General features: G+C 62.7%; 20 protein-coding genes. 8 read left to right on the top strand and 12 right to left on the bottom strand.

What is annotated here, in order from left to right; genetic code table 11:
• The first annotated feature begins 3 nt into the window (after positions 1-3).
• Complete coding sequence (locus ACWGXF_RS04495; RefSeq protein WP_256629293.1) at positions 4-1,176, top strand: NAD(P)/FAD-dependent oxidoreductase; 1,173 nt, start codon at positions 4-6, stop codon at positions 1,174-1,176.
• 577 nt (positions 1,177-1,753) lie between these two features.
• On the opposite strand, the gene ACWGXF_RS04500 is transcribed toward ACWGXF_RS04495, so the two are convergent.
• From ACWGXF_RS04500 to pyrF, 3 genes are all read right to left on the bottom strand, one after another.
• Positions 1,754-2,737, bottom strand: a complete 984-nt coding sequence (locus tag ACWGXF_RS04500; RefSeq protein WP_012840358.1) for a Bug family tripartite tricarboxylate transporter substrate binding protein — start codon at positions 2,735-2,737, stop codon at positions 1,754-1,756.
• A 205-nt stretch (positions 2,738-2,942) separates the two neighbouring features.
• A complete protein-coding gene (locus tag ACWGXF_RS04505; RefSeq protein ID WP_012840359.1) occupies positions 2,943-3,851 on the bottom strand; it encodes a LysR family transcriptional regulator in 909 nt (302 codons plus the stop codon).
• Positions 3,852-3,870: 19 nt separating this feature from the next.
• Positions 3,871-4,698 (bottom strand): orotidine-5'-phosphate decarboxylase, encoded by an 828-nt coding sequence (gene pyrF / locus ACWGXF_RS04510; protein ID WP_003064718.1) that lies wholly within the window; start codon positions 4,696-4,698, stop codon positions 3,871-3,873.
• 218 nt (positions 4,699-4,916) lie between these two features.
• Here pyrF and ACWGXF_RS04515 point away from each other — a divergent pair, with 218 nt between their 5' ends.
• The gene (locus tag ACWGXF_RS04515) at positions 4,917-5,801 is read left to right on the top strand and encodes a DMT family transporter (RefSeq protein WP_003064721.1); all 885 of its coding nucleotides are present in this window, start codon (positions 4,917-4,919) and stop codon (positions 5,799-5,801) included.
• Here the strand turns inward: ACWGXF_RS04515 and ACWGXF_RS04520 are convergent.
• The 6 genes from ACWGXF_RS04520 to sucC all read right to left on the bottom strand — a co-directional run bounded on the left by ACWGXF_RS04520 (position 5,798) and on the right by sucC (position 10,412).
• The gene (locus ACWGXF_RS04520) at positions 5,798-6,367 is read right to left on the bottom strand and encodes a dihydrofolate reductase family protein (RefSeq protein WP_003064723.1); all 570 of its coding nucleotides are present in this window, start codon (positions 6,365-6,367) and stop codon (positions 5,798-5,800) included. The two genes, ACWGXF_RS04515 and ACWGXF_RS04520, sit on opposite strands and share 4 nt — an antisense overlap.
• 116 nt (positions 6,368-6,483) lie before the next feature.
• Complete coding sequence (locus ACWGXF_RS04525) at positions 6,484-6,918, bottom strand: PaaI family thioesterase (RefSeq protein ID WP_057094127.1); 435 nt, start codon at positions 6,916-6,918, stop codon at positions 6,484-6,486.
• Positions 6,915-7,352: a MerR family transcriptional regulator gene (locus ACWGXF_RS04530; protein WP_256629294.1), complete on the bottom strand. Its 438-nt coding sequence runs from the start codon at positions 7,350-7,352 to the stop codon at positions 6,915-6,917. The genes ACWGXF_RS04525 and ACWGXF_RS04530 overlap by 4 nt, the downstream gene beginning before the upstream one ends.
• 141 nt (positions 7,353-7,493) lie before the next feature.
• The gene (locus ACWGXF_RS04535) at positions 7,494-8,186 is read right to left on the bottom strand and encodes a TerC family protein (protein WP_256629295.1); all 693 of its coding nucleotides are present in this window, start codon (positions 8,184-8,186) and stop codon (positions 7,494-7,496) included.
• 145 nt (positions 8,187-8,331) lie between these two features.
• Complete coding sequence (sucD, locus tag ACWGXF_RS04540) at positions 8,332-9,231, bottom strand: succinate--CoA ligase subunit alpha (RefSeq protein ID WP_452101706.1); 900 nt, start codon at positions 9,229-9,231, stop codon at positions 8,332-8,334.
• Between the two features lie 20 nt (positions 9,232-9,251).
• Positions 9,252-10,412, bottom strand: coding sequence for an ADP-forming succinate--CoA ligase subunit beta (gene sucC, locus ACWGXF_RS04545; RefSeq protein ID WP_003064741.1), 1,161 nt, complete (start codon positions 10,410-10,412; stop codon positions 9,252-9,254).
• 472 nt (positions 10,413-10,884) lie between these two features.
• Between sucC and argC the strand changes: the two genes are divergently transcribed.
• The 3 genes from argC to yddG all read left to right on the top strand — a co-directional run bounded on the left by argC (position 10,885) and on the right by yddG (position 14,698).
• A complete protein-coding gene (argC, locus tag ACWGXF_RS04550; protein WP_034351070.1) occupies positions 10,885-11,817 on the top strand; it encodes an N-acetyl-gamma-glutamyl-phosphate reductase in 933 nt (310 codons plus the stop codon).
• Between the two features lie 342 nt (positions 11,818-12,159).
• The gene (locus ACWGXF_RS04555; protein ID WP_256629297.1) at positions 12,160-13,503 is read left to right on the top strand and encodes an MFS transporter; all 1,344 of its coding nucleotides are present in this window, start codon (positions 12,160-12,162) and stop codon (positions 13,501-13,503) included.
• A gap of 280 nt (positions 13,504-13,783) precedes the next feature.
• A complete protein-coding gene (gene yddG, locus ACWGXF_RS04560; protein WP_256629299.1) occupies positions 13,784-14,698 on the top strand; it encodes an aromatic amino acid DMT transporter YddG in 915 nt (304 codons plus the stop codon).
• 24 nt (positions 14,699-14,722) lie between these two features.
• Here yddG and ACWGXF_RS04565 read toward each other — a convergent pair whose 3' ends face one another.
• The 3 genes from ACWGXF_RS04565 to recA form a co-directional block, all read right to left on the bottom strand.
• Entirely contained in the window at positions 14,723-15,457 is a 735-nt protein-coding gene (locus ACWGXF_RS04565; RefSeq protein WP_256629301.1) for a hypothetical protein, read from the bottom strand.
• A 59-nt stretch (positions 15,458-15,516) separates the two neighbouring features.
• On the bottom strand, positions 15,517-15,987 hold the full coding sequence (gene recX, locus ACWGXF_RS04570; protein WP_256629303.1) for a recombination regulator RecX: 471 nt from the start codon (positions 15,985-15,987) through the stop codon (positions 15,517-15,519).
• A gap of 185 nt (positions 15,988-16,172) precedes the next feature.
• The gene (gene recA, locus ACWGXF_RS04575) at positions 16,173-17,282 is read right to left on the bottom strand and encodes a recombinase RecA (protein ID WP_003072158.1); all 1,110 of its coding nucleotides are present in this window, start codon (positions 17,280-17,282) and stop codon (positions 16,173-16,175) included.
• Between the two features lie 138 nt (positions 17,283-17,420).
• Here recA and ACWGXF_RS04580 point away from each other — a divergent pair, with 138 nt between their 5' ends.
• The 3 genes from ACWGXF_RS04580 (at position 17,421) to ACWGXF_RS04590 (ending at position 20,253) form a co-directional block, all read left to right on the top strand.
• Complete coding sequence (locus ACWGXF_RS04580; protein WP_012840368.1) at positions 17,421-17,912, top strand: MarR family winged helix-turn-helix transcriptional regulator; 492 nt, start codon at positions 17,421-17,423, stop codon at positions 17,910-17,912.
• 109 nt (positions 17,913-18,021) lie between these two features.
• Positions 18,022-18,699, top strand: coding sequence for a response regulator (locus ACWGXF_RS04585; protein ID WP_003064757.1), 678 nt, complete (start codon positions 18,022-18,024; stop codon positions 18,697-18,699).
• 111 nt (positions 18,700-18,810) lie between these two features.
• Positions 18,811-20,253: a sensor histidine kinase gene (locus ACWGXF_RS04590; RefSeq protein WP_039050368.1), complete on the top strand. Its 1,443-nt coding sequence runs from the start codon at positions 18,811-18,813 to the stop codon at positions 20,251-20,253.
• Positions 20,254-20,279 lie beyond the last annotated feature (26 nt).

Genomic DNA, 20,279 nt, shown 5'->3' on the forward strand with positions numbered 1-20,279 from the left:
GCAATGCAGAAAGATATCTGGGATTTCGTCATCGTGGGCGCGGGCATGGCCGGTGCATCTGCCGCCTGGCAGTTGGCGCAGTCGGGTGGCGATACTCCGCCTTCCGTGCTGGTGCTGGAGCGTGAATCCCAGCCCGGCTATCACACCACCGGCCGCTCCGCCGCGCTGTTTGAAGAGCATTACGGGCCCGCCCAGGTGCAGGCCCTGACCCGCGCCAGCCGCGCCTTCTACGATGCGCCACCGGCCGGTTTTGCCGAAGCTCCCATCCTCACGCCGCGCGGCGTGCTCTATGTGGGCACGGCCGAGCAAAAGGATCTGGTCGACGCCGCCTACGCCGAAGCCACCATCCACTCCCCCGAGGCCCGGCGCCTGAGCGCCGAGCAACTCAAGGCCCTGGTTCCCGTGCTCGACACCGAGGTCTTGGTGGACGGCTTTCTGGACACCGGCGCACGCGACATCGATGTGCACGGCCTGCACCAGGGCTATATCCGCGGCCTGCGCCAGCGCGGCGGCGATCTGTGGTGCAACGCCGAGGTCCAGGCCATCACCCGCGTCAACGACTTCTGGCACATTGCCCTGCCCCAGGGCCGCAGCCTTCGTGCCAAGGTCATCGTCAACGCCGCCGGGGCCTGGGTGGATGTCGTGGCCGCCATGGTGGGTGCGGCTCCCATCGGCATCACGCCCAAGCGCCGCAGCGCCTTCACCTTCCCGGCCCCCGAAGGCATGGATGCCACGCACTGGCCCGCCATCATCAGCGCCGATGAAAACTGGTACATCAAGCCCGACGCCGGCCAGTTGCTGGGCTCACCCGCCAATGCAGACCCCGTGGCACCGCACGATGTGGTGCCCGAAGAGCTGGACATTGCGACCGGCATCTATCACATAGAGGAAGCCACCACGCTGCAAATCCGCCGCCCCTCGCATACCTGGGCCGGCCTGCGCAGCTTTGTCGCCGATGGCGAGCTGGTGATAGGCTGGGATGCCTCGCCCACGCCCGTGCCGGGCTTTTTCTGGGTTGCCGCCCAGGGTGGCTATGGCATCCAGAGCGCCGCCGGCTACAGCCTGCTGGCGCGCAATCTGCTGCTCGGGGAGACGCTGGATGCGGCGCTCGCCGCGCAGAAGGTGAATGTGGGGGCGGTGTCACCTGCGCGGTGCCAACGGACTGATCAAAATTGATAGCGTATCGCTCTTTCTGAATGTGGGTTGCAGCCTGATTTTTTCTTGATCTCAGGGCAGAGACAGGGATTTCACCCCGGCGCGCGACCTACTTTCGGCCATCAGAAAGTAGGCAAAGAGCACAACCCGAGTGTCTGCGCCCCTGCGCTTATCCAGATTACGGAAGCAGCTATTCAAAGCATAAAGAAGCTATCCCGCATTCGGTATTGCCCCTTTTGCCCACGCCTGCGACGGCTGCCTCTTGTGGCGGGCAGTTGCACCGTAGAGTGCAACTGCATCGTCATCACTTTTACGGCAACGTGTTTGAGCGCAGAGCGAAGCTCGAAGTGAGTTTTGCCGAACAGCCACAAGAGGTTGACGGCGCAGGTTACCCCGTAGCGTAGCGAAGGGGGCGTGGGTAACAGGAGCGGTGTTCTTTGCTTACTTTCTTGCACCAGCAAGAAAGTGAGTCGGCAAGGCGGGCCGAGACCCGCCCTCTGTCCTGCAACCAGCAGAAAAACAAAAACGGCCTGCGCCCCAGAGGCACAAGCCGTTTTCAAACCTAGGCGACCTCAGGCCGCCGCCAGTCAACGCAAGATCAGTTCTCGATCTTGGCGAACTGAACAATCTTCGAGTACTTGGCAATCTCGGTGTTGATGTACTTGCCGGCATCCACCTTGGGATCAGCCACCACATTGCCGGTCTCTTCCATCTTCTTGCGGAACTCGGGCGAAGCCATGGTTTCTTCCAGCGCCTTCTTCAGCTTGGCGGCGATGGGAGCGGGCAGGCCCTTGGGAGCCATCAGCGCAAACCAGCTGTTGATGTCCACGTTCTTGAACTGGGGCAGCTCGGACAGGGCAGGAATATCGGGAGTGATGGCCGAGCGCTTGGCTTCGGTCGTACCCAGGGCCACGACCTTGCCGGCCTTGATATGGGGCAGGCCCGAGGACAGCACGAACACGCCGAACTCGATGTTGTTGCCCACCAGGTCGGTGGTCAGAGGCGCCACGCCCTTGTAGGGCACATGGGTCATCTGCAGCTTGCCCTGCTCCTTGACCAGCTCGCCGGCCAGGTGCAGCGCCGTGCCCACGCCGGAGCTGCCGTAGCTGAACTTGTCGGGGTTCTTGGACACCAGGCTCACGAACTCGGCCGCGTTCTTCACGCCGGCCTTGTGCGATGCGACCAGCACCATGGGCTGGGAACCCACCAGACCGATGGGAGTGAAGTCGCCAATGTTGTACTTCACGGCCTTGTTGATGAGCCTGGCGATGGCCAGCTCATTGTTGGCGCCCACCATGATGGTGTAACCGTCGGCAGGGGCCTTGGCCACCTTCTGCGCACCGATGGCGCCACCGGCACCGCCCAGGTTTTCCACCACCACGGGCTGGCCCAGGTGCTTGGCCAGGCCGTCGGCCACCAGACGACCCACCAGGTCGGTGCTGCCACCGGCCGGGTAGCCCACGACCATGGTGATGGCCTTGCTGGGATAGTTGTCGGCGGCGATGGCAGGCACTGCCACGGCAGCGCCCAGCAGCAGGCCCGCAGCGATGGCGGTACGGCGGAGGATGTTTGTGTTCTGCATGAAACTATTCCGAATCTGTATGAGGTAATTGTCCGAATACGGAGAAAACCTTTTAGTGCCGATCTGGCACATTTCCGTGCCATTTCAGCACATCAACGCGTTTTTGAGCAAATAGAGGGGGAGCAATGCCGCAAAGAGCCCGATACCCGCTGTTGTTTTTCCAGCCTCAAGTCTGGCCGCAGGCAAAAAAGGAGTGACCACTCATTTACTGGCCAGTGATATCGGTCCAGAACTGCTCCGCAGCGGTGCTCAGGCGGCGTTTGGGCCGATAAAGCCGCACATCGAAATGCACGTCCAGGCTGCCGTCCCCGGCCAGCGCCAGACGGCCGTCCTGGCAGTCGCGCTGCACCATGGACCAGGGCATCCAGGCCACGCCCAGACCCTTTAGCACGTACTCGTAATTGGCATCCGCCGAATCGCATTCGATGCAGCGGCGCAGACGCGGCCACAGCGGATGGCTGGCCAGATGATCTTCGGCCAGCCGCCCCAGCGCCATGCTGTGCGAAAAAGCCAGATAGGGCACGGGGCTGGCACCGGGCAGCAGGGCCTGCGCCAGTGCAAACAAGGGCTTGCCTTCGGCATCGGCCCGCGCCACGGGCACCAGCTTGTCGCTCATCACCGTCAGATAGCTGAACTGACGGCCATCCAGTCGCACGGCAATGGCCGCATGGTGATAGAGCAGGGCAAAGCTGACCTCGCCGCGCTGCAGCATGTGCACGGTTTCGTCGAGTGTGCGGGTAACGATGCGCATCTCCGCCGTCTGCAGCACGCTACCGTAGCGCGCCAGCCAGTCGGCCACGATGGTGCGCGCCAGGGTACGCCCCGTGGCCAGCGTGATCACATGGGCCTGCCGACCGGCCACGGCCTGCAGCTCGTCATGCGACTGGGCCAGTGTGCGCACCATCTGCTCGGCGGTGTCGCGAAAGGCTTCACCGGCCGGGGTGAGGCGAACCGGCCCGCCGCCCGCTTCGATCAGCGGGGTTCCAGCCCATGCCTCCAGCGCACGAATGCGCCGGCCGAAGGCGGGATGGGTGACATGGCGCAGCTCTGCCGCACGGGTGAAGCTGCGCTCCTGAGCCAAAAGCAGGAAGTCTTCCAGCCATTTGCTTTGCATGGCCAGAGCCTACCCTGGCTCAGCTCTGGGCTGCAGCCTGCAGCGTGGCGCGCGTGGCGATGGCGGCTTCGCGTGCAGCCTTGGCAAAGTCGTCGCCCTGCCCTGCGTACAGAATGGCGCGCGAGGAGTTGATGATGATGGGTCCACCGCCAATGCGGGCCGCCTTGACGGTCGCCACGGCATCGCCTCCCTGTGCACCCACGCCGGGAATCAGCAGCGGCAAGGTGGGAGCCACGGCACGCACGCGCTCAATCTCGTTGGGACGGGTTGCACCCACCACCAGGCCCAGCTGGCCGTTGGTGTTCCAGGGGCCCTGGGCCAGCTTGGCCACATGCTCGAACATATGGGGGTTGCCAGGCACATCGGCCAGGACCTGGGCCTGCAGATCGTCACCGCCGGGGTTGGAGGTGCGGCACAGCAAAAAAGCCCCCTTGCCCTCGTACTTGAGATAGGGCGTGATGGAGTCGAAACCCATGAAGGGAGAGAGCGTCACGGCATCGGCGCCATAGCGCTCGAAGGCTTCCTTGGCGTATTGCTCGGCGGTGGAGCCGATATCGCCGCGCTTGGCATCCAGAATCACGGGCACATGGGGTGCCACTCGGCGCATGTGCTCCATCAGCTTTTCGAGCTGGTCTTCGGCACGGTGGGCGGCAAAGTAGGCGATCTGGGGCTTGAAGCTGTTGACCAGATCATGGGTGGCATCGACGATGGCTGCACAGAAGTCGTAGATCTTGGACGCATCGCCCTTCATGGCACCGGGAAAGCGGCTGGGTTCGGGGTCCAGACCCACGCACAGCATGGAGTCATTGCGCGTGGACGCGTCGCGCAGCATGTCGATAAAAGTCATAAAGGGGGATTTTAATTGTTCACCCCTTCCAAGCCTTGCCACAGGTTTTGCAGCAAGACGTCAAACTTGGCACACACCAGTGGAGAGACAGCGAGCAAGGGCCGCCCCGCAGCGAGGCTGTCGTCCCCCTCCCATAGCGCGCAGCGCGTAGAGAGAGGGGGAAGGCGCGAAGCGCCACAGGGGGAGAAAGTCATCCCGGGGGGAGATAATCCACACCCATGCCTTCGTTCACGCCCAAACAGCTCATTCTTCTCGTCCTGCTCACCATCGTCTGGGGCCTGAACTGGCCGGTAATGAAGCTCGGCGTACAGCATTTCCCGCCTCTGAGTTTTCGCATGGTCAGCATGTGGATAGGCCTGCCGATTCTGGCCCTGTTTGTGACCAGCCAGCGCTTGCCGCTGACCATACCGCGCAGCTACTGGGGCCAGCTGGCCAAGCTCACGCTGTTCAATATGGTGCTCTGGCACTGCCTGATCATCATTGCCATCCCCACGCTGTCCAGCGGGCGCGCGGCGATTCTGGGTTACACCATGCCCATCTTCTCGGCCGTGTTCGGCAGCCTGTTCTTCAAGGACCGGCTGGGCGCCCGCGCCTGGGCCGGCGTGGGAGCGGCCTTTGCCGGCGTGCTGCTGCTGCTGTGGCATGAAGTTGGCGCTCTGGGCAGCAAGCCCCTGGGCGTGATGCTGATGCTGATCGCCGCCGCCGGCTGGGCCTGGGGCACGCAGCTGCTGCGCCGCACCGAGGCACCGGTGCCGCTGATGACGCTGTCGCTGTGGATGGTGGCCATCACCACCGTGGTGCTGACCGTGCTGGCCTTTGTTTTCGAGCGCCAGCAATGGCATATGCCCGACCAGAGCGCTCTGGCTGCCATCGCTTTCAATGGTGTGCTGGTGCTGGGCTTCGCCCAGGCCGTGTGGTTCTATCTGGCCCGCAGCCTGCCGCCCGTGGCCTCCACGCTGAGCGTGATGATGATTCCGGTGCTGGGCGTGTTCGTGGGCGCCTGGTGGCTGGGCGAGGTCTTGCACTGGCAGGACTGGACTGCTGTCTGCCTGATGGTGGTGGCGATTGCTTCGGTGCTCTGGCCTGCCAGAAGCAGCCGTTAATTCGCGGGCGGCTGCGTCTTGCACACGGTGTAGCGCAGCTCGGCCATTCCCGGGCCCATCTGCTGCACGGACTGCAGCTGCAGCACGGGACTCAGCAAGCGGCGCGGCAACAAAGGCTTGCCACGGCCCAGAGTGGCCGAGCCAATCTGCACGATGACTTCATCGAGCAGGCCCGCGTCATGGAACTGTCCCGCCAGATCTCCGCCACCCACGATCCAGATGTTCTTGTCGCCGGCTGCAGCCCTCATGCTTGCCAGCACGGGCCGCACATCGCCGCTGACAAAGCGTACATCGGCTCCCTCTATCAACGGCAGCTGACGGCTGGAGAAAACCCAGGCAGGCTGTGCATAAGGCCAGGCCGCGCCGCTCTCCTTCTTCACCGCATCGGCGTTGCGGACCATCCACTCATAGGTGGACGAGCCCATGGCCAGCGCACCGACCTGGGCAATAAAGCCCGGATAGCTGGACTGCGTCAGGCTGCCCAACGGAAACAGCCAGTCCAGAGAGTCGTCTTCGGTGGCAAGAAAGCCGTCCAGGCTGGAAGCGGTGTAGTACTGGGTCTTCATGATGGGCTGTAGTTTGCCTTGAAGGCGCTGACCCGGCCGGTTACAGGCCCGCTATCGAGAAAAATCAACCTCGATAGCATCCAGCGTTCAGGCGCTACAGCACCCCAAAAGGCCTCCTACTGCGCAGGCGCCAGATTCCGCGCCGTGGCCAGCATGGTGGCGCACAGCAGCTCCTGGCCTTCGCGGCAGGAAAACACATCCGCCCGGGCCACTGTCAGCAGCTTGCTGGCCTGGATGACGCGGCCACGGGCCAGCAGGCTCGTGCCATTGGCCGCCGCCAGGTATTTGATGCTGCAGTCCACGGTGGCATTGATCCAGCCCGGTGGCAGCAGCGTCCCTGCCGCCGATACGGCAGCAAAGTCTGCGATGGCAAAGACCGGCGTTGCCTGCAACTGGCCGGGCCTGAAACTCAGACTGTCCTGATAGGGCAGGCAGAGATCGACCTCGCCGGGCTCTATGCGCTCAAAGCGCAGTTGCAGCATCTGCGCCACTGGCATGGACAGCACCAGCGCCCTGATGTCTCGGGCAAAGTGTTCGTTCTGCGGTGTCATGACTTGCTCCCCCTCCTGCCGGATGAACCGGCATCATTGCCGCCTCGCGCAGAGACGCGAGGAAATCCCGGTTTCGAGGCTGGCCGCTGCTCGCGCAGACGAAACCATTCCACATGGGAAACCAGGTGCTGACGCAGAGCGTTGCGCTTGGCGATTTCGGCATCGATCTCGGCAATGCGCTCCTCAAGCCTGCAGACGATCTGGCTGGCCGTCAGGGACTTGCAGCGGTAGGCCGGCAATACCTCGGCAATCTGCGCAAGAGAGAAGCCACATTGCCGCGACATGGCGATGAATCGCAGCTCGCGGATCACGCTGTCATCGAACTCGCGATAGCCGGAAGGACGCCGACTGGCGGCAATCAGGCCCAGACTCTCATAGTGGCGAATGGCGTGTACGGACACACCCGACAGGCTGGCAAGTTCCGATATCTGCATGGCGACAAGGCTAACAAGCCTGGGGTTACACGAAGGTTGGTGTCCGCCAGATGTTCACACAGTTTGTCATCCGCACTGCGGCCATAAAAAAACGCACTGTGAATCCACAGTGCGTTTTTTGGGGAGAGACTTCCGGGGCGATCAGGCCGCAGCGACTTCCTTCTTTGCAGAGCGTGCCTGCATGAACTTGCCCAGTCCGACCACCAGCACGGCACCCGCTGCAGCAGCGACATAGTGCAGCCAGGGGTGAGCCATGGTGTAGCCATGCAGCAGATTGTCGTTGACGATGGTCTCGCCGCCCACCCAGCCGATCAGCGCCGCGCCCAGCGTGACGATGACGGGGAAGCGTTCCATGAGCTTGATCATCAGCGTGGAGCCGAAAATCACCAGGGGAATGGAAATGGCAAGGCCCAGGATCAGCAGCACCATATTGCCCTGGGCGGTCGCGGCCACGGCAATCACGTTGTCCAGGCTCATCACCAGGTCGGCAATCAGGATGGTGCGGATGGCGGTCATCATGGAGCCATGGCCCTTGGATTCGCCCTCGCCGTCTTCGTCGCCGGTCAGCAGCTGATAGCCGATCCACAGCAGCAGGCAACCGCCCACAACCTGCAGGAAGGAGAGTTCCAGCAGCTTGGCAGCCACCACGGTCAGCACGATACGCAGCACCACGGCGGCGCCGGAGCCGAACATGATGGCCTTCTTTTGCTGTTCAGGGGGAAGAGAGCGCGCGGCCAGTGCGATGACCACGGCGTTGTCGCCGGAGAGAATGATGTTGATCCAGATGATCTTCACCAGGCCGATCCAGAAATCGGCGCTATTGAGCATTTCCATGTTGACTCCACTGTTTTGAATATGAAAGCGCCGCATTGCGCGGCGCTTTCTTTTAAGAGTGGAGGCAGTGTAGGGCGCTAAGCCCATCTTGCCAGTTCGTAATACTGCGTAAATTCAACGCTGTATCACGAACTTTTGCACGGGCTTACTTCTTCAGCAGGCCTTGCAGCAGGCGACCCATTTCGGAAGGGTTGCGGGTGATGGTGAAGCCGCACTCTTCCATGATGGCCAGCTTGGCTTCAGCCGTGTCGGCACCGCCGGAGATCAGGGCACCTGCGTGGCCCATGCGCTTGCCGGGAGGCGCAGTCACGCCGGCGATGAAGCCCACGATAGGCTTCTTCATGTTGGCCTTGCACCACTGGGCAGCTTCGGCTTCGTCGGGACCGCCGATTTCACCGATCATGATCACGGCATCGGTGTCGGGATCGTCGTTGAAAGCGCGCATCACGTCGATGTGCTTCAGACCGTTGATGGGGTCGCCACCGATACCGACGGCGGAGGACTGGCCAATGCCCAGTTCGGTCAGCTGAGCCACGGCTTCGTAAGTCAGCGTGCCGGAACGGGACACCACGCCCACGCGGCCCTTCTTGTGGATGTGACCGGGCATGATGCCGATCTTGATTTCGTCAGGCGTGATCAGACCGGGGCAGTTGGGGCCCAGCAGCAGAGTCTTCTTGCCGCCGGCAGCTTCCTTGGCCTTCATCTTGTTGCGCACTTCCAGCATGTCGCGCACGGGGATGCCTTCGGTGATGCAGATGGCCAGGTCCAGGTCGGCCTCAACAGCTTCCCAGATGGCAGCAGCAGCACCTGCGGGAGGCACGTAGATCACGGACACGGTAGCGCCGGTTTCCTTGGCAGCGTCCTTGACGGAACCAAAGATTGGGATGTCGAAAATCTTTTCGCCAGCCTTCTTGGGGTTCACGCCTGCCACGAAGCAGTTCTTGCCGTTCGCGTATTCCTGGCACTTTTCAGTGTGGAACTGGCCGGTCTTGCCAGTAATGCCCTGGGTGATGACCTTGGTGTCTTTGTTGATAAAGATCGACATGTTTCTATCTCCGGGGCGTATTACTTAACGGCAGCAACGATCTTGGTCGCTGCTTCAGCCATGGTGTCGGCAGCGATGATGGGCAGGCCGGAATCCTTGAGGATTTGCTTGCCCAGTTCTTCGTTGGTGCCCTTCATGCGCACGACCAGAGGCACGGACAGGTTCACGGCCTTGCAAGCAGTGACCACGCCGGTGGCGATGGTGTCGCACTTCATGATGCCGCCGAAGATATTGACCAGAATGCCCTTGACTTCGGGGTTCTTGAGCATGATCTTGAAGGCTTCGGTCACCTTCTCGGCCGTAGCGCCGCCGCCCACGTCCAGGAAGTTGGCTGGTTCGCCGCCGAACAGCTTGATGGTGTCCATGGTGGCCATGGCCAGACCGGCGCCGTTCACCAGACAGCCGATGTTGCCGTCCAGGGAGATGTAGGCCAGATCGAACTTGGATGCTTCGATTTCGGCAGCGTCTTCTTCGTCCAGATCGCGGAAAGCCACGATTTCGGGGTGACGGAACAGAGCGTTGGGATCAAAGTTGAACTTGGCGTCCAGGGCCATCAGGTCGCCCTTGGAGTCGCAGTTCAGGGGGTTGATTTCCACCAGCGACGCGTCGGTGTCCATGTAGCACTTGTAGATCTTGGCGAACAGATCCACGGCCTGATCCACGGACTTGCCTTCCAGACCGATGGCAGCTGCCACCTTGCGCGATTGCGCTTCGGTGATGCCGGTCAGGGGGTCGATCATCTCGGTGATGATCTTTTCGGGAGTGGAGTGAGCCACTTCCTCGATGTCCATGCCGCCTTCGCTGGAAGCGATCAGGGCAACCTTCTGTGTGGCGCGGTCGGTCACCAGCGACACATACAGCTCGTTCTTGATGTCGGCGCCGTCTTCGATGTACAGGCGGCGAACCTTCTGACCTTCGGGGCCGGTCTGGTGAGTCACCAGCTGCATGCCCAGAATCTGCTCGGACAGTTTTTGCACGTCCTCGATGGACTTGGCAACCTTCACGCCGCCGCCCTTGCCGCGGCCACCAGCGTGGATCTGGGCCTTCACCACCCACACGGGTCCACCCAGCTTCTGGGCTGCTTCAACAGCCTCTTGCACGGTAAACGCAGGAATGCCACGGGGAACGGGCACACCAAATTGGCGCAAGATTTCCTTGCCTTGGTATTCATGAATCTTCATGACTTTGTCTCTCTGAACTGAGGGGAAATACCCGCTTGCCACCGACTCGGGGGAGCCTGGCCATCGGGTTCATATGACATGGCGAGCAGGAATGTACCATGCTGCACCGCGCAAAACGACACCTGAACATGCGCAAAATCCACAATTTCGCGCAACTTTGTCGTGTTCCGGAAACAGCTGCAATGCCTTGAATTCTTTAGGGAAATTATTCCTACACGATATCTTTTCTTCCCGCAACTTTCTTATGTCTTATATACGAGTCAAGGACATTGGGGCAGCGGCTGGCAATGTGCTGACAACTGCGAATAGCTGCAGCGTCTACTGGGCCATTCGCGCGAGACTTGGCTCAAAGACAGGCAGTGCACATCCCTGACGAGATTCAAGGACAATCACCGCTCGGAAAGCGGCAATGGTGCCGCAGGCAGCGGCATATAAACCAAGAAATGCGCGCGCCGGTGCAGGAGAAAATGCAATGGCAAAAGTCTTTATTGACGGAGAAGCAGGAACCACGGGTCTGCAGATCCGTGATCGTCTGGTCGATTTTGCAGGTGTGGAACTGGTCAGCATCGACCCCGCACTGCGCAAGGACCCGGCCGCCAAGCGCGCTCTGATTGCCGGTGTGGATCTGGTCATCCTCTGCCTGCATGACGATGCCGCCCGTGAAACCGCAGCCATGGTGGACTCCATCACCGCAGAGACAGGCCGCGCCATCAAGATCATCGACGCCTCCACCGCCCACCGCACGGCCGCAGGCTGGGTCTACGGCTTCCCCGAACTGCGCGCCGGCCAGCTCGACGCCGTGAAGAGCGCCACCCGCGTCTCCAATCCCGGCTGCTACGCCACGGGCGCCATCGCCCTGCTGGCACCGCTGGTGGCTGCCGGCCTGATTCCCGCCGACTACCCTGTGAGCCTGCCCTCCGTGTCCGGCTACACCGGCGGCGGCCGCACCATGATCGAAGCCTATGAAGGCGGCGATGCCGCCCCTTACGAGGCCTACGCGCTGGGCCTGTCGCACAAGCACATTCCCGAAATCCTGCACTACACCGGCATGACCCGCCGCCCCGTGTTCATCCCCGCCGTGAGCAACTTTGCCCAGGGCATGCTGGTGCAGCTGCCGCTGCACCTGGATCTGCTGCCCGGCGCACCCAAGGCCGCCGACCTGCACGACGCACTGGCCAGCCACTACGCCAGGACCAATACGCCTGCCAACTGGGTCAGCGTGTTGCCGCCGACTGATGACAACAAGCTGGCCGCCGACACTCTGGCCAATACCAACAAGCTGGAGTTGCGCGTATTTGCCAACGAGCAATACCGCCAGGCCGTGCTGATTGCCCGCCTGGACAATCTGGGCAAGGGTGCCAGCGGCGCTGCCGTGCAGAACCTGCAGATCATGCTGGGTCTGTAAGCCCTGCCCTGCTCCCGAAAAAACGGCCCTGGTGGCCGTTTTTTGCTTTCCATGTCCTCACAAAAATCGTAGAAGAAATTAATTTTTCATATTCTCATTGTTTTGAAATTTAAATTTCTTATTTTGTCCAGACGGAAAAGCACCGGCTGTGCTTTGCGCAAGCCACTTCTATAGTCGCCCCATCTGAGCTGTACCTGCCAGAGCCTTTCCCGGCCTTGTGATGCCGGCCGCGCCTGACCCCGGCGCGGCGGCATCCGCGCAGGCAGCAGTGGATGCGCGGAGCTGCTACCCCTGCTCTCGTAGCCGTTCTCAGTCCCACTGTTGTACGAAAGCGAGGAAACCATGTCTTCCATTCCCGTCTCTGCTGCGCGCAGCGATGTCAGCACCCTGCAGGAGCGCGACATCACCTTTGGCCGCATCATCTGGCGGCTGATTCCGTTTCTCACCCTGATCTGGTTTCTGGCCTGGGTAGACCGTGTCAACGTCGGCTTTGCCAAGCTGACCATGATGAGCGACCTGCAATGGTCCGACGCCGTCTATGGCGCAGGGGCCGGCATCTTCTTCATCGGCTATTTCTTCTTTGAAGTCCCCAGCAATCTGCTGTTGCACAAGTTCGGGGCCAAGAAGACCATCATGCGCATCACCATAGGCTGGGGCGTGACCGGCATCCTCATGGCCTGGGTGCAGACGCCTTTGCAGTTCTATGTGCTGCGCTTCTTGATGGGTGCTTTCGAAGCCGGCCTGCAGCCCGGCGTGATTCTCTATCTGACCTACTGGTTGCCGGCGCACCGCCGCGGCAAGGCCCTGGCGTTCTTTGTCTCGGCGTCGGCCCTGTCGCTGATGCTGGGCAGCCCGATTGCCGCCTATCTGATGGAAACCTTCCACGGCGTGGCCAATCATGCGGGCTGGCAATGGCTGTTCATCATCGAAGGCATTCCGTCCGTTCTCGCGGGCATTGCTGCCTACTTTCTGCTCAGCGACACACCGGCCAAGGCTCCCTGGCTCAGCGCCCGTGAAAAACAGCATGTAGCCGAAGAGCTCAAGGCCGAGGAAGCCTCGTTGGGCCAACGCGAGCACAGCTTCTGGGCCTCCATGCGCAACCCTCGCGTGCTGATGCTGATCCTGATCTTCTTCTGCATCGTGGCCGGCAACTCCACGCTGGTGTTCTATGGACCCAGCATCGTCAAATCCGTGGGCATCACCGACCTCAAGACCTTGGGCTGGGTCATGTCCCTGATCTACGCCTGTGGCTGGATAGGCATGGTGGGCAACGGCTGGCTGTCCGATCGCAAAAAGGAAGTGCGCTGGCACACGGCGATTGCCGCTGCCATGGGCGCTGTCGGGCTGGTGCTGACGGCCTTGTTCCTGCAGCAGGGCAATGTGACCGGCGTCGTCGCGTCTCTGGCTCTGTCATCGCTGGGCACCATGGGCTCCATCCCCGTGTACTGGCAGATTCCCAACCGCTTCCTCTCGGCCACTGCCCTGGTCGTGGGCCTGGCGGTCATCAACTCTGCAGCCAATCTGGCCGGCTACTTCTCGCCGCAGTTGCTGGGTCTGCTCAAGTCCAGCAGCGGCTCGTATGCGCCAGGCCTGCTCATCATCGCTGCCGTGGAGTTCTGTGCCGCCATTCTGGTGCTGCTGTTCGTGAAGCGCGACAGCGCCGGGGTCGCCAAACAGCATCCATGACCCATAGGCCGCAGGCCAGATGCAATATGCGCAAGCAGTTCCACGACAGCGATGACAATATGCACGGCATGACCGTCAACGGCAGAGTGCCGGGCCGCGCATAGCGCTGCCCTCGCCCTTACCCTCCAAAGCCGCAGGTCTGCGGCTTTTTTCATATCTGCATTCATCAATTTCGCAGCAGCCTGCGCAGCATCTACAAGGTTTACATGGCAGTTATTGTGAATTTCTCAGATAGGACTAGCGTTAACAGCTCCTGCTTCAGGAGCAGGAACGGCTGCGCATGAACGCAGCCGCCGCGCAAAAGGCCACGGCCATCGGCCTGATCGCCGTACTCTGCTGGAGCTGCACCGTGGGTCTGATGCGCGCCGTGGCCGAGCCGCTGGGCGCCGTCGGCGGCGCGGCCTGCCTCTACACCATGGCCGCCATCTGTATTGCCGCAGCACGCGGGCGCAAAGGCTGGCGCGAGCTGGCACGCTGGCGCAGCATGCACCCTGCCTACCTCTGGGGCTGCGGCCTGCTGTTTGTGGTCTATGAGATCTGCCTGTCCGTGGCCGTGGGCCTGGCCCACGACCGCAGCCAGGCCATGGAAATCGGGCTCATCAACTATCTCTGGCCCAGCCTCACCATCGTGCTGGCCGTGCTGTGCGGCCAGCAGGCGGCTCGCTGGTGGCTTTGGCCAGGCGTGCTGATCTGCCTGTGGGGTCTGGCGCGCGTGCTAGGCGGCGACAGCTTCAGCCTGCCGGTCATGTGGAGCCATGTGCTGGGCAACCCGCTGGCCTATGGCATGGGTTTTGCAGCCGCCCTGCTCTGGCCGGCCTACTCGCTGCTGGCGCGCCGCTATGGCTCAGGCTTCAACGCCGTGGGTCTGTTCGTGACCTGGACTGCCATCGCGCTGTGGCTCAAGTGGCTGATGCTGGGCGAGTCACAACCCATGCTCTGGACCTGGCTCACCGCCGGCCAGGTCTTGCTGGTCGGGGCGCTCACGGCACTGGGCTATAGCTGCTGGGAGCACGGCATCCAGCATGGCAAGCTGGCCCTGCTGGCCGCGGCGTCCTATTTCACACCCGTGCTCTCGGCGCTGATGGCCAGCGCACTGCTGCAAGTGCTGCCGGGCTGGAGCTTCTGGCAGGGCGTGGCACTGGTCACGCTGGGTTCGCTGGTCTGCTGGTGGGCGACGCGCAGCCACCGACATTGAGCCGGCGCCAGGTCGGCCGGGCGCTCAGGCAGTCAGCCAGATGCCCAGGCCGAGCACGACGGCATGTCCGGCCAGCAAAATCCACAACAGCGTCCAGGGCGGCTCGGTCAGGCCCTGCAGCATCTCCTCGATGCGGGCGCCCAGAAAGGCGCGCAGCGCCGGATCGTCCTTGCCGCCTTCGCTGCCCCACTGGGCACGCGTGCGTCCCCATTCCTCAAGCAGATCGGACAGCGGCAGGCGATTGAGCACGCTGCGCACCACGAACTGCACGGCACGCCCGTTGCCCACCCAGGGCTGCAGATGCTCCATCGCCGCGCCCACGGTGAGCAGGTCGGCCGCCTTGTGCATGGCCTGGTGAGCGCTGGGCAGGGCCTCGATGCGCTGTGCCAGCATAGCCGCCAGGCGCTCGGCCAGGCCCTGGCCGTAGCGCGCCACCAGCTTGCCTGCCGCCCGGGCGCGGCCCAGCTGCAGACCGACCATGAGGTAGGCGGGAATGATGAAGATCAGCACCACGGCCACCAGCAGCGGCGGCGATATCAGCAGGCTGATCACGGCGCCATAGATGCCGGTATGGGCCGAGGCATGAATGCCCTGGCCGGGATCGGCCATCAGGCGCGAAAAATAGAACACGGCCGCGCCGCAGCCCAGCACCAGGGCCAGCAAGGCACCCAGCATCAGGCCGCCCAGCAGCGATTTTCCGGCACTCAGGCCCACGCGCAAGGCGGATGGGGCGTCAGGGGGTTGCGAAGCAGTCAGCACGTGGGTCCCTCCGGTGTAAGAAGCGGTTCCTCGTCCAGCAGGAGGGAGCTGGCTGCAGCTCAGTCTTCGCTGTCGGGTGCTGCGCAGTATGGGGCATCGCGCAACACGCGTGAAGCCACGTCTGCCGAAAAGCCCCGCGACGCCATGAAGCGCAGCTGTTTAGCCTTTTCCTTGATATCGGCAGGCGGCGTACCAAAGCGCTTGCGCCACAGCTCGCGGGCGCGTTCCAGCTCGGTATCGCGCAGTTGCTCGCTCGCGTTGCGCACCACTTCATCGTCCAGCCCTTTGCTGCGCAACTCCTGCACCAGCCGTGCCGTGCCAAAGCGGCTGGACTTGCTGTGAATGACGGAATCCACCACCCGCTGCACACTGATGAAGCCGCGCTTTTCCAGCTCATCAAGAATGGCCTGCAGGTCATCGCCCTCTTCCACATACGGCGCCAGCTTGCGCTGCAGCTCCAGCCGCGAATGCTCGCGCTGCGCCAGCAGCTTGAGGGCGCGGCCCTTGAGTGAAAGTTTGGCAAAGCTCACGACGCATCTCCAGAAACAAAAAGGCGCAGGACGAACCTGCGCAAAGATGGCAAACCTTTTGAGCCATGAGGCCCGCACTCAAACACTGGCGCTCACCAAGCCAGGGACATCAAGCAGGGGCCGCACCCGCAGCGAGGCTGTAGTCCCCTTTCGCGAAAGGCGCATGGCGCCTCAGGGTGACTGAATCAACCTTCAATCACGCCGTCCTTGTCCACCTTGCCCTTGCCGCCCTTGGCAGGCTTGGCCTCGGCAGCCGCAGCACCGTCCACGGGCAGCAGCTTGATGCCCAGGCTCTCGCGAACCTTGTTTTCGATCTCAATGGCCAGCGCGGGGTTCTCGCGCAGGAATTCACGCGAGTTGTCGCGGCCCTGGCCGATTTTTTCGCCGTTGTAGGCATACCAGGCACCGCTCTTTTCCAGAATCTTGGCGTTCACGCCCATGTCCAGAATCTCGCCTTCGCGGCTGATGCCTTCGCCAAACAGGATGTCGAACTCTGCCGTCTTGAAGGGGGGCGAGACCTTGTTCTTCACGACCTTGACCTTGGTTTCGTTGCCGATGGCCTCGTCGCCCTTCTTGATGGTGCCGGTGCGGCGGATATCCAGACGCACGGAGGCATAGAACTTCAGCGCATTGCCGCCGGTGGTGGTCTCGGGCGAGCCGAACATCACGCCGATCTTCATGCGGATCTGGTTGATGAAGATGACCATGCAGTTGGTCTTCTTGATGGTGGCCGTCAGCTTGCGCAGGGCCTGGCTCATCAGACGGGCCTGCAGGCCGGGCAGGGCATCGCCCATCTCGCCTTCGATTTCGGCCTTGGGCGTCAATGCGGCCACCGAGTCGATGACGATCAGGTCCACGGCACCCGAACGCACCAGACTGTCGCAGATTTCCAGAGCCTGCTCACCGGTGTCGGGCTGGCTGATCAGCACGTCGCTGAGGTTCACGCCCAGCTTCTGGGCATAGCTGGTGTCCAGCGCATGTTCGGCGTCGATAAAGGCGCAGGTGCCGCCCTGCTTTTGCATCTCGGCAATGACCTGCAGCGTCAGCGTGGTCTTGCCCGAGGATTCGGGACCGTAGATTTCGATCACGCGGCCACGGGGCAGACCACCTACGCCCAGCGCGATGTCCAGACCCAGGGAGCCGGTGGAAACGACCTGAATGTCTTCGATGGCCTCACCTTCACCGAGCTTCATGATGGTGCCCTTGCCGAACTGCTTTTCGATCTGGGCCAGGGCTGCAGCCAGGGCTTTGGCTTTTTCGCTGTTGGCGTCGTTGGTCTTGGCGATGGCGTTCATATCAGGCTCCGAAGTAGGTGAATGACTGTCTGTGGCCAGTCCTGTTTTTGCATTCAGGCTGGATGCTTGAACAGTAGTTTAGATGCAGATACTGCAGATTTATTTAAATATTTAGTCAGTTTGCCTTACTATTCATCCATGTCAGAAATCGCCCCCGTCACCCCGCCCGCCGATGCCTGGCGCCAGACCCATCTGGGCCGTTTGCTGGGCCATGCCATGCGCCGCTTCGATGCGCGCGTGCTACAGCTCATGGCGCGTGCAGTGGAGGTGCCGCTGGCGCTATCCAATCTGGCGGCGCGCGACAAGGTGGGGGCAGCCCATATCCACATCACGCGCCATCTGTCGCTGGCAGGCGACCGGCTCACCGATCTGGCCGACAAGGCCGGCATGACCAAGCAGGCCATGGCCGATCTGGTGGCGCAGTGCGAAGCCTGGGGCCTGGTCACGCGCGAGGCCGATCCGCATGATGCGCGCGCCAGGCGCGTGCGCTTCACCGATGCGGGTCTGGCCTGGCTGCAGGCTTTTCACGACGCCGTAAGCCAGGCCGAAGCCGAATTTCGCGAAGCCGTGGGCGCGGATGTGGCCACCGTGGTCGCGCTGGGCCTGGAAGCCTATGCCGAAGGCTACTGAGATTCGACGCCTGTAAGCGACTGTCGAGAATTGCCCCGAACGGCCATGAGCCATCCCTACAATGGCAGCAAAAGTGCAAACAGGCACACATAACAAGCAGGAGACACACATGCGCATACTGATTGCCGAAGACGACCAGGTGCTGGCGGATGGCCTGCTGCGCACGCTGCGCAGCTCGGGCGCCGTCGTCAGCCATGTGGCCAATGGCAGCGAGGCCGATACCGCCTTGCTGACCAGCAGCGAATTCGATTTGCTGATTCTCGATCTGGGCCTGCCAAAGGTGCACGGCCTGGAAGTGCTCAAGCGCCTGCGCGGGCGTGGCGATGCGCTGCCGGTGCTGATTCTCACGGCCGCCGATTCGATCGAAGAGCGCGTACAGGGCCTGGACTATGGTGCCGACGACTACATGGCCAAGCCGTTTGCGCTGTCCGAGCTGGAAGCACGCGTGCGCGCCCTCACGCGTCGCGGCATGGGCGGCGCCAGCTCCACCATCAAGCATGGCCCGCTGGTCTATGACCAGACCGGCCGGGTCGCCACCATAGACGGCAAGATGGTGGAGCTGTCGGCGCGCGAGCTGGGCCTGCTGGAGGTGCTGCTGCAGCGCGCAGGCCGCCTGGTCAGCAAGGACCAGCTGGTGGAGCGCCTGTGCGAATGGGGCGAGGAGGTGAGCAACAATGCCATCGAGGTCTATATCCACCGCCTGCGCAAGAAAATCGAGAAAGGCCCGATCCGCATCGCCACCGTGCGCGGCCTCGGTTACTGCCTGGAAAAGATAGCCCCCCCCTGAGCGGCTGCGCCTAGGCGGCCCCGCCGCTTCCCCCCGAGGGGGACGATGGCCTTTGCTGCGGGGCGGCCCTTGCTGGCCATCCCTGAGTTGGAATACGCCAGTTTTACAAGCATGAAAATTTTTCAGCGTGAGCAGCGATCCCTCTTCGGCGAGATCCTCGACTGGATGCTCACGCCGCTGCTGCTGCTCTGGCCCGTGAGCCTGGCGCTGACCTGGCTGGTGGCCCAGGGCCTGGCCAACAAGCCCTTCGATCGCGCGCTGGAGTACAACGCCCAGGCCCTGGCTCAGCTGGTCATCGTGCAGCGCGGCAAGGTGCAGTTCAATCTGCCTCAGTCGGCCAGCGAGATCCTGCGCGCCGATGAATCGGACACGGTGTTCTTCCAGGTCAGCGGCACCAGGGGCGAATATCTGGCCGGCGAGCGCGACCTGCCGCGCCCGCCCTCCGTCGACGAGGACACGCCCACCGGCTCGGTGCTGCTGCGCGATGAGGAATACAAGGGCATTGACCTGCGCGTGGCCTATATCTGGGTGCGCATGCCGCTGCCCGGCGAGCCCAACGCCCTCGTGCAGGTCGCGGAAACACGCGAAAAGCGCAGCGTGCTGGCCACGGAAATCATCAAGGGCGTGATGCTGCCGCAGTTCGTCATCCTGCCGCTGGCCGCCCTGCTGGTCTGGCTGGCGCTGGCACGCGGCATCAAGCCGCTGCACCGGCTGGAGGAGCGCATCCGCGCGCGCAAGCCCGAGGATCTCTCGCCCATCAATCACAAGGATGTGCCGCTGGAGGTGGTGCCGCTGGTCGATTCGGTCAACGATCTGCTGCAGCGCCTGCATGACTCCATCGCCACGCAAAAGCGCTTTCTGGCCGACGCCGCCCACCAGCTCAAGACCCCGCTGGCGGGCCTGCGCATGCAGGCCGACCTGGCCCAGCGCGAGGGCACGAATACCGAAGATCTGAAACGCTCGCTGGCGCAGATCGGCCGCTCAAGCATGCGTGCCACCCATACCGTCAACCAGCTGCTGGCACTGGCGCGCGCCGAGAGCGCCGTGCCCGCCATGCAGGGCTGCAACCTCGTGCGCATCGTCACCGACGTGGTGCAGGACTGCCTGCCGCGCGCCATGGACAAGCACATAGACCTGGGCTACGAGGGTGCCAGCGCCAGCACGCCCGGTGTCTGGCTCAACGGCAATGCCACGCTGCTGGCCGAGCTGGTGCGCAATCTGGTGGACAACGCCATCAACTACACGCCATCGACCAGCGAACAGCCAGGCGTGGTCACCGTGCGCGTGCAGGCCGATCATTTCGGCCAGATTCTGCTGCTGCAAGTCGAGGATTCAGGCCCCGGCGTGCCGCTGGGCGAGCGCGAACTGATCTTCCAGCCTTTTTACCGGGCGCTGGGCTCCGAAGCCGACGGCTCCGGTCTGGGCCTGCCCATCGTCATGGAAATCGCCCGCCAGCACGGCGCGCAAGTGCTGCTGCAGGATGCCAGGCCCGCTCATACCCCGCCGGGGGCGCTGTTTACCGTGCGCTTCAAGGCCATGCCCGGACAGCAGTGAAGCACAACCTAGAAATGCACCAATTC

The organism is Comamonas sp. HJ-2, assembly GCF_053615495.1.

Coding starts and splice junctions, on each gene's coding strand:
- ACWGXF_RS04495 (WP_256629293.1), top strand. CDS start 4: ATGCAGAAAGATATCTGGGATTTCGTCATCGTGGGCGCGGGCATGGCC.
- ACWGXF_RS04500 (WP_012840358.1), bottom strand. CDS start 2,737: ATGCAGAACACAAACATCCTCCGCCGTACCGCCATCGCTGCGGGCCTG.
- ACWGXF_RS04505 (WP_012840359.1), bottom strand. CDS start 3,851: ATGCAAAGCAAATGGCTGGAAGACTTCCTGCTTTTGGCTCAGGAGCGC.
- pyrF (WP_003064718.1), bottom strand. CDS start 4,698: ATGACTTTTATCGACATGCTGCGCGACGCGTCCACGCGCAATGACTCC.
- ACWGXF_RS04515 (WP_003064721.1), top strand. CDS start 4,917: ATGCCTTCGTTCACGCCCAAACAGCTCATTCTTCTCGTCCTGCTCACC.
- ACWGXF_RS04520 (WP_003064723.1), bottom strand. CDS start 6,367: ATGAAGACCCAGTACTACACCGCTTCCAGCCTGGACGGCTTTCTTGCC.
- ACWGXF_RS04525 (WP_057094127.1), bottom strand. CDS start 6,918: ATGACACCGCAGAACGAACACTTTGCCCGAGACATCAGGGCGCTGGTG.
- ACWGXF_RS04530 (WP_256629294.1), bottom strand. CDS start 7,352: ATGCAGATATCGGAACTTGCCAGCCTGTCGGGTGTGTCCGTACACGCC.
- ACWGXF_RS04535 (WP_256629295.1), bottom strand. CDS start 8,186: ATGGAAATGCTCAATAGCGCCGATTTCTGGATCGGCCTGGTGAAGATC.
- sucD (WP_452101706.1), bottom strand. CDS start 9,231: ATGTCGATCTTTATCAACAAAGACACCAAGGTCATCACCCAGGGCATT.
- sucC (WP_003064741.1), bottom strand. CDS start 10,412: ATGAAGATTCATGAATACCAAGGCAAGGAAATCTTGCGCCAATTTGGT.
- argC (WP_034351070.1), top strand. CDS start 10,885: ATGGCAAAAGTCTTTATTGACGGAGAAGCAGGAACCACGGGTCTGCAG.
- ACWGXF_RS04555 (WP_256629297.1), top strand. CDS start 12,160: ATGTCTTCCATTCCCGTCTCTGCTGCGCGCAGCGATGTCAGCACCCTG.
- yddG (WP_256629299.1), top strand. CDS start 13,784: ATGAACGCAGCCGCCGCGCAAAAGGCCACGGCCATCGGCCTGATCGCC.
- recA (WP_003072158.1), bottom strand. CDS start 17,282: ATGAACGCCATCGCCAAGACCAACGACGCCAACAGCGAAAAAGCCAAA.
- ACWGXF_RS04580 (WP_012840368.1), top strand. CDS start 17,421: ATGTCAGAAATCGCCCCCGTCACCCCGCCCGCCGATGCCTGGCGCCAG.
- ACWGXF_RS04585 (WP_003064757.1), top strand. CDS start 18,022: ATGCGCATACTGATTGCCGAAGACGACCAGGTGCTGGCGGATGGCCTG.
- ACWGXF_RS04590 (WP_039050368.1), top strand. CDS start 18,811: ATGAAAATTTTTCAGCGTGAGCAGCGATCCCTCTTCGGCGAGATCCTC.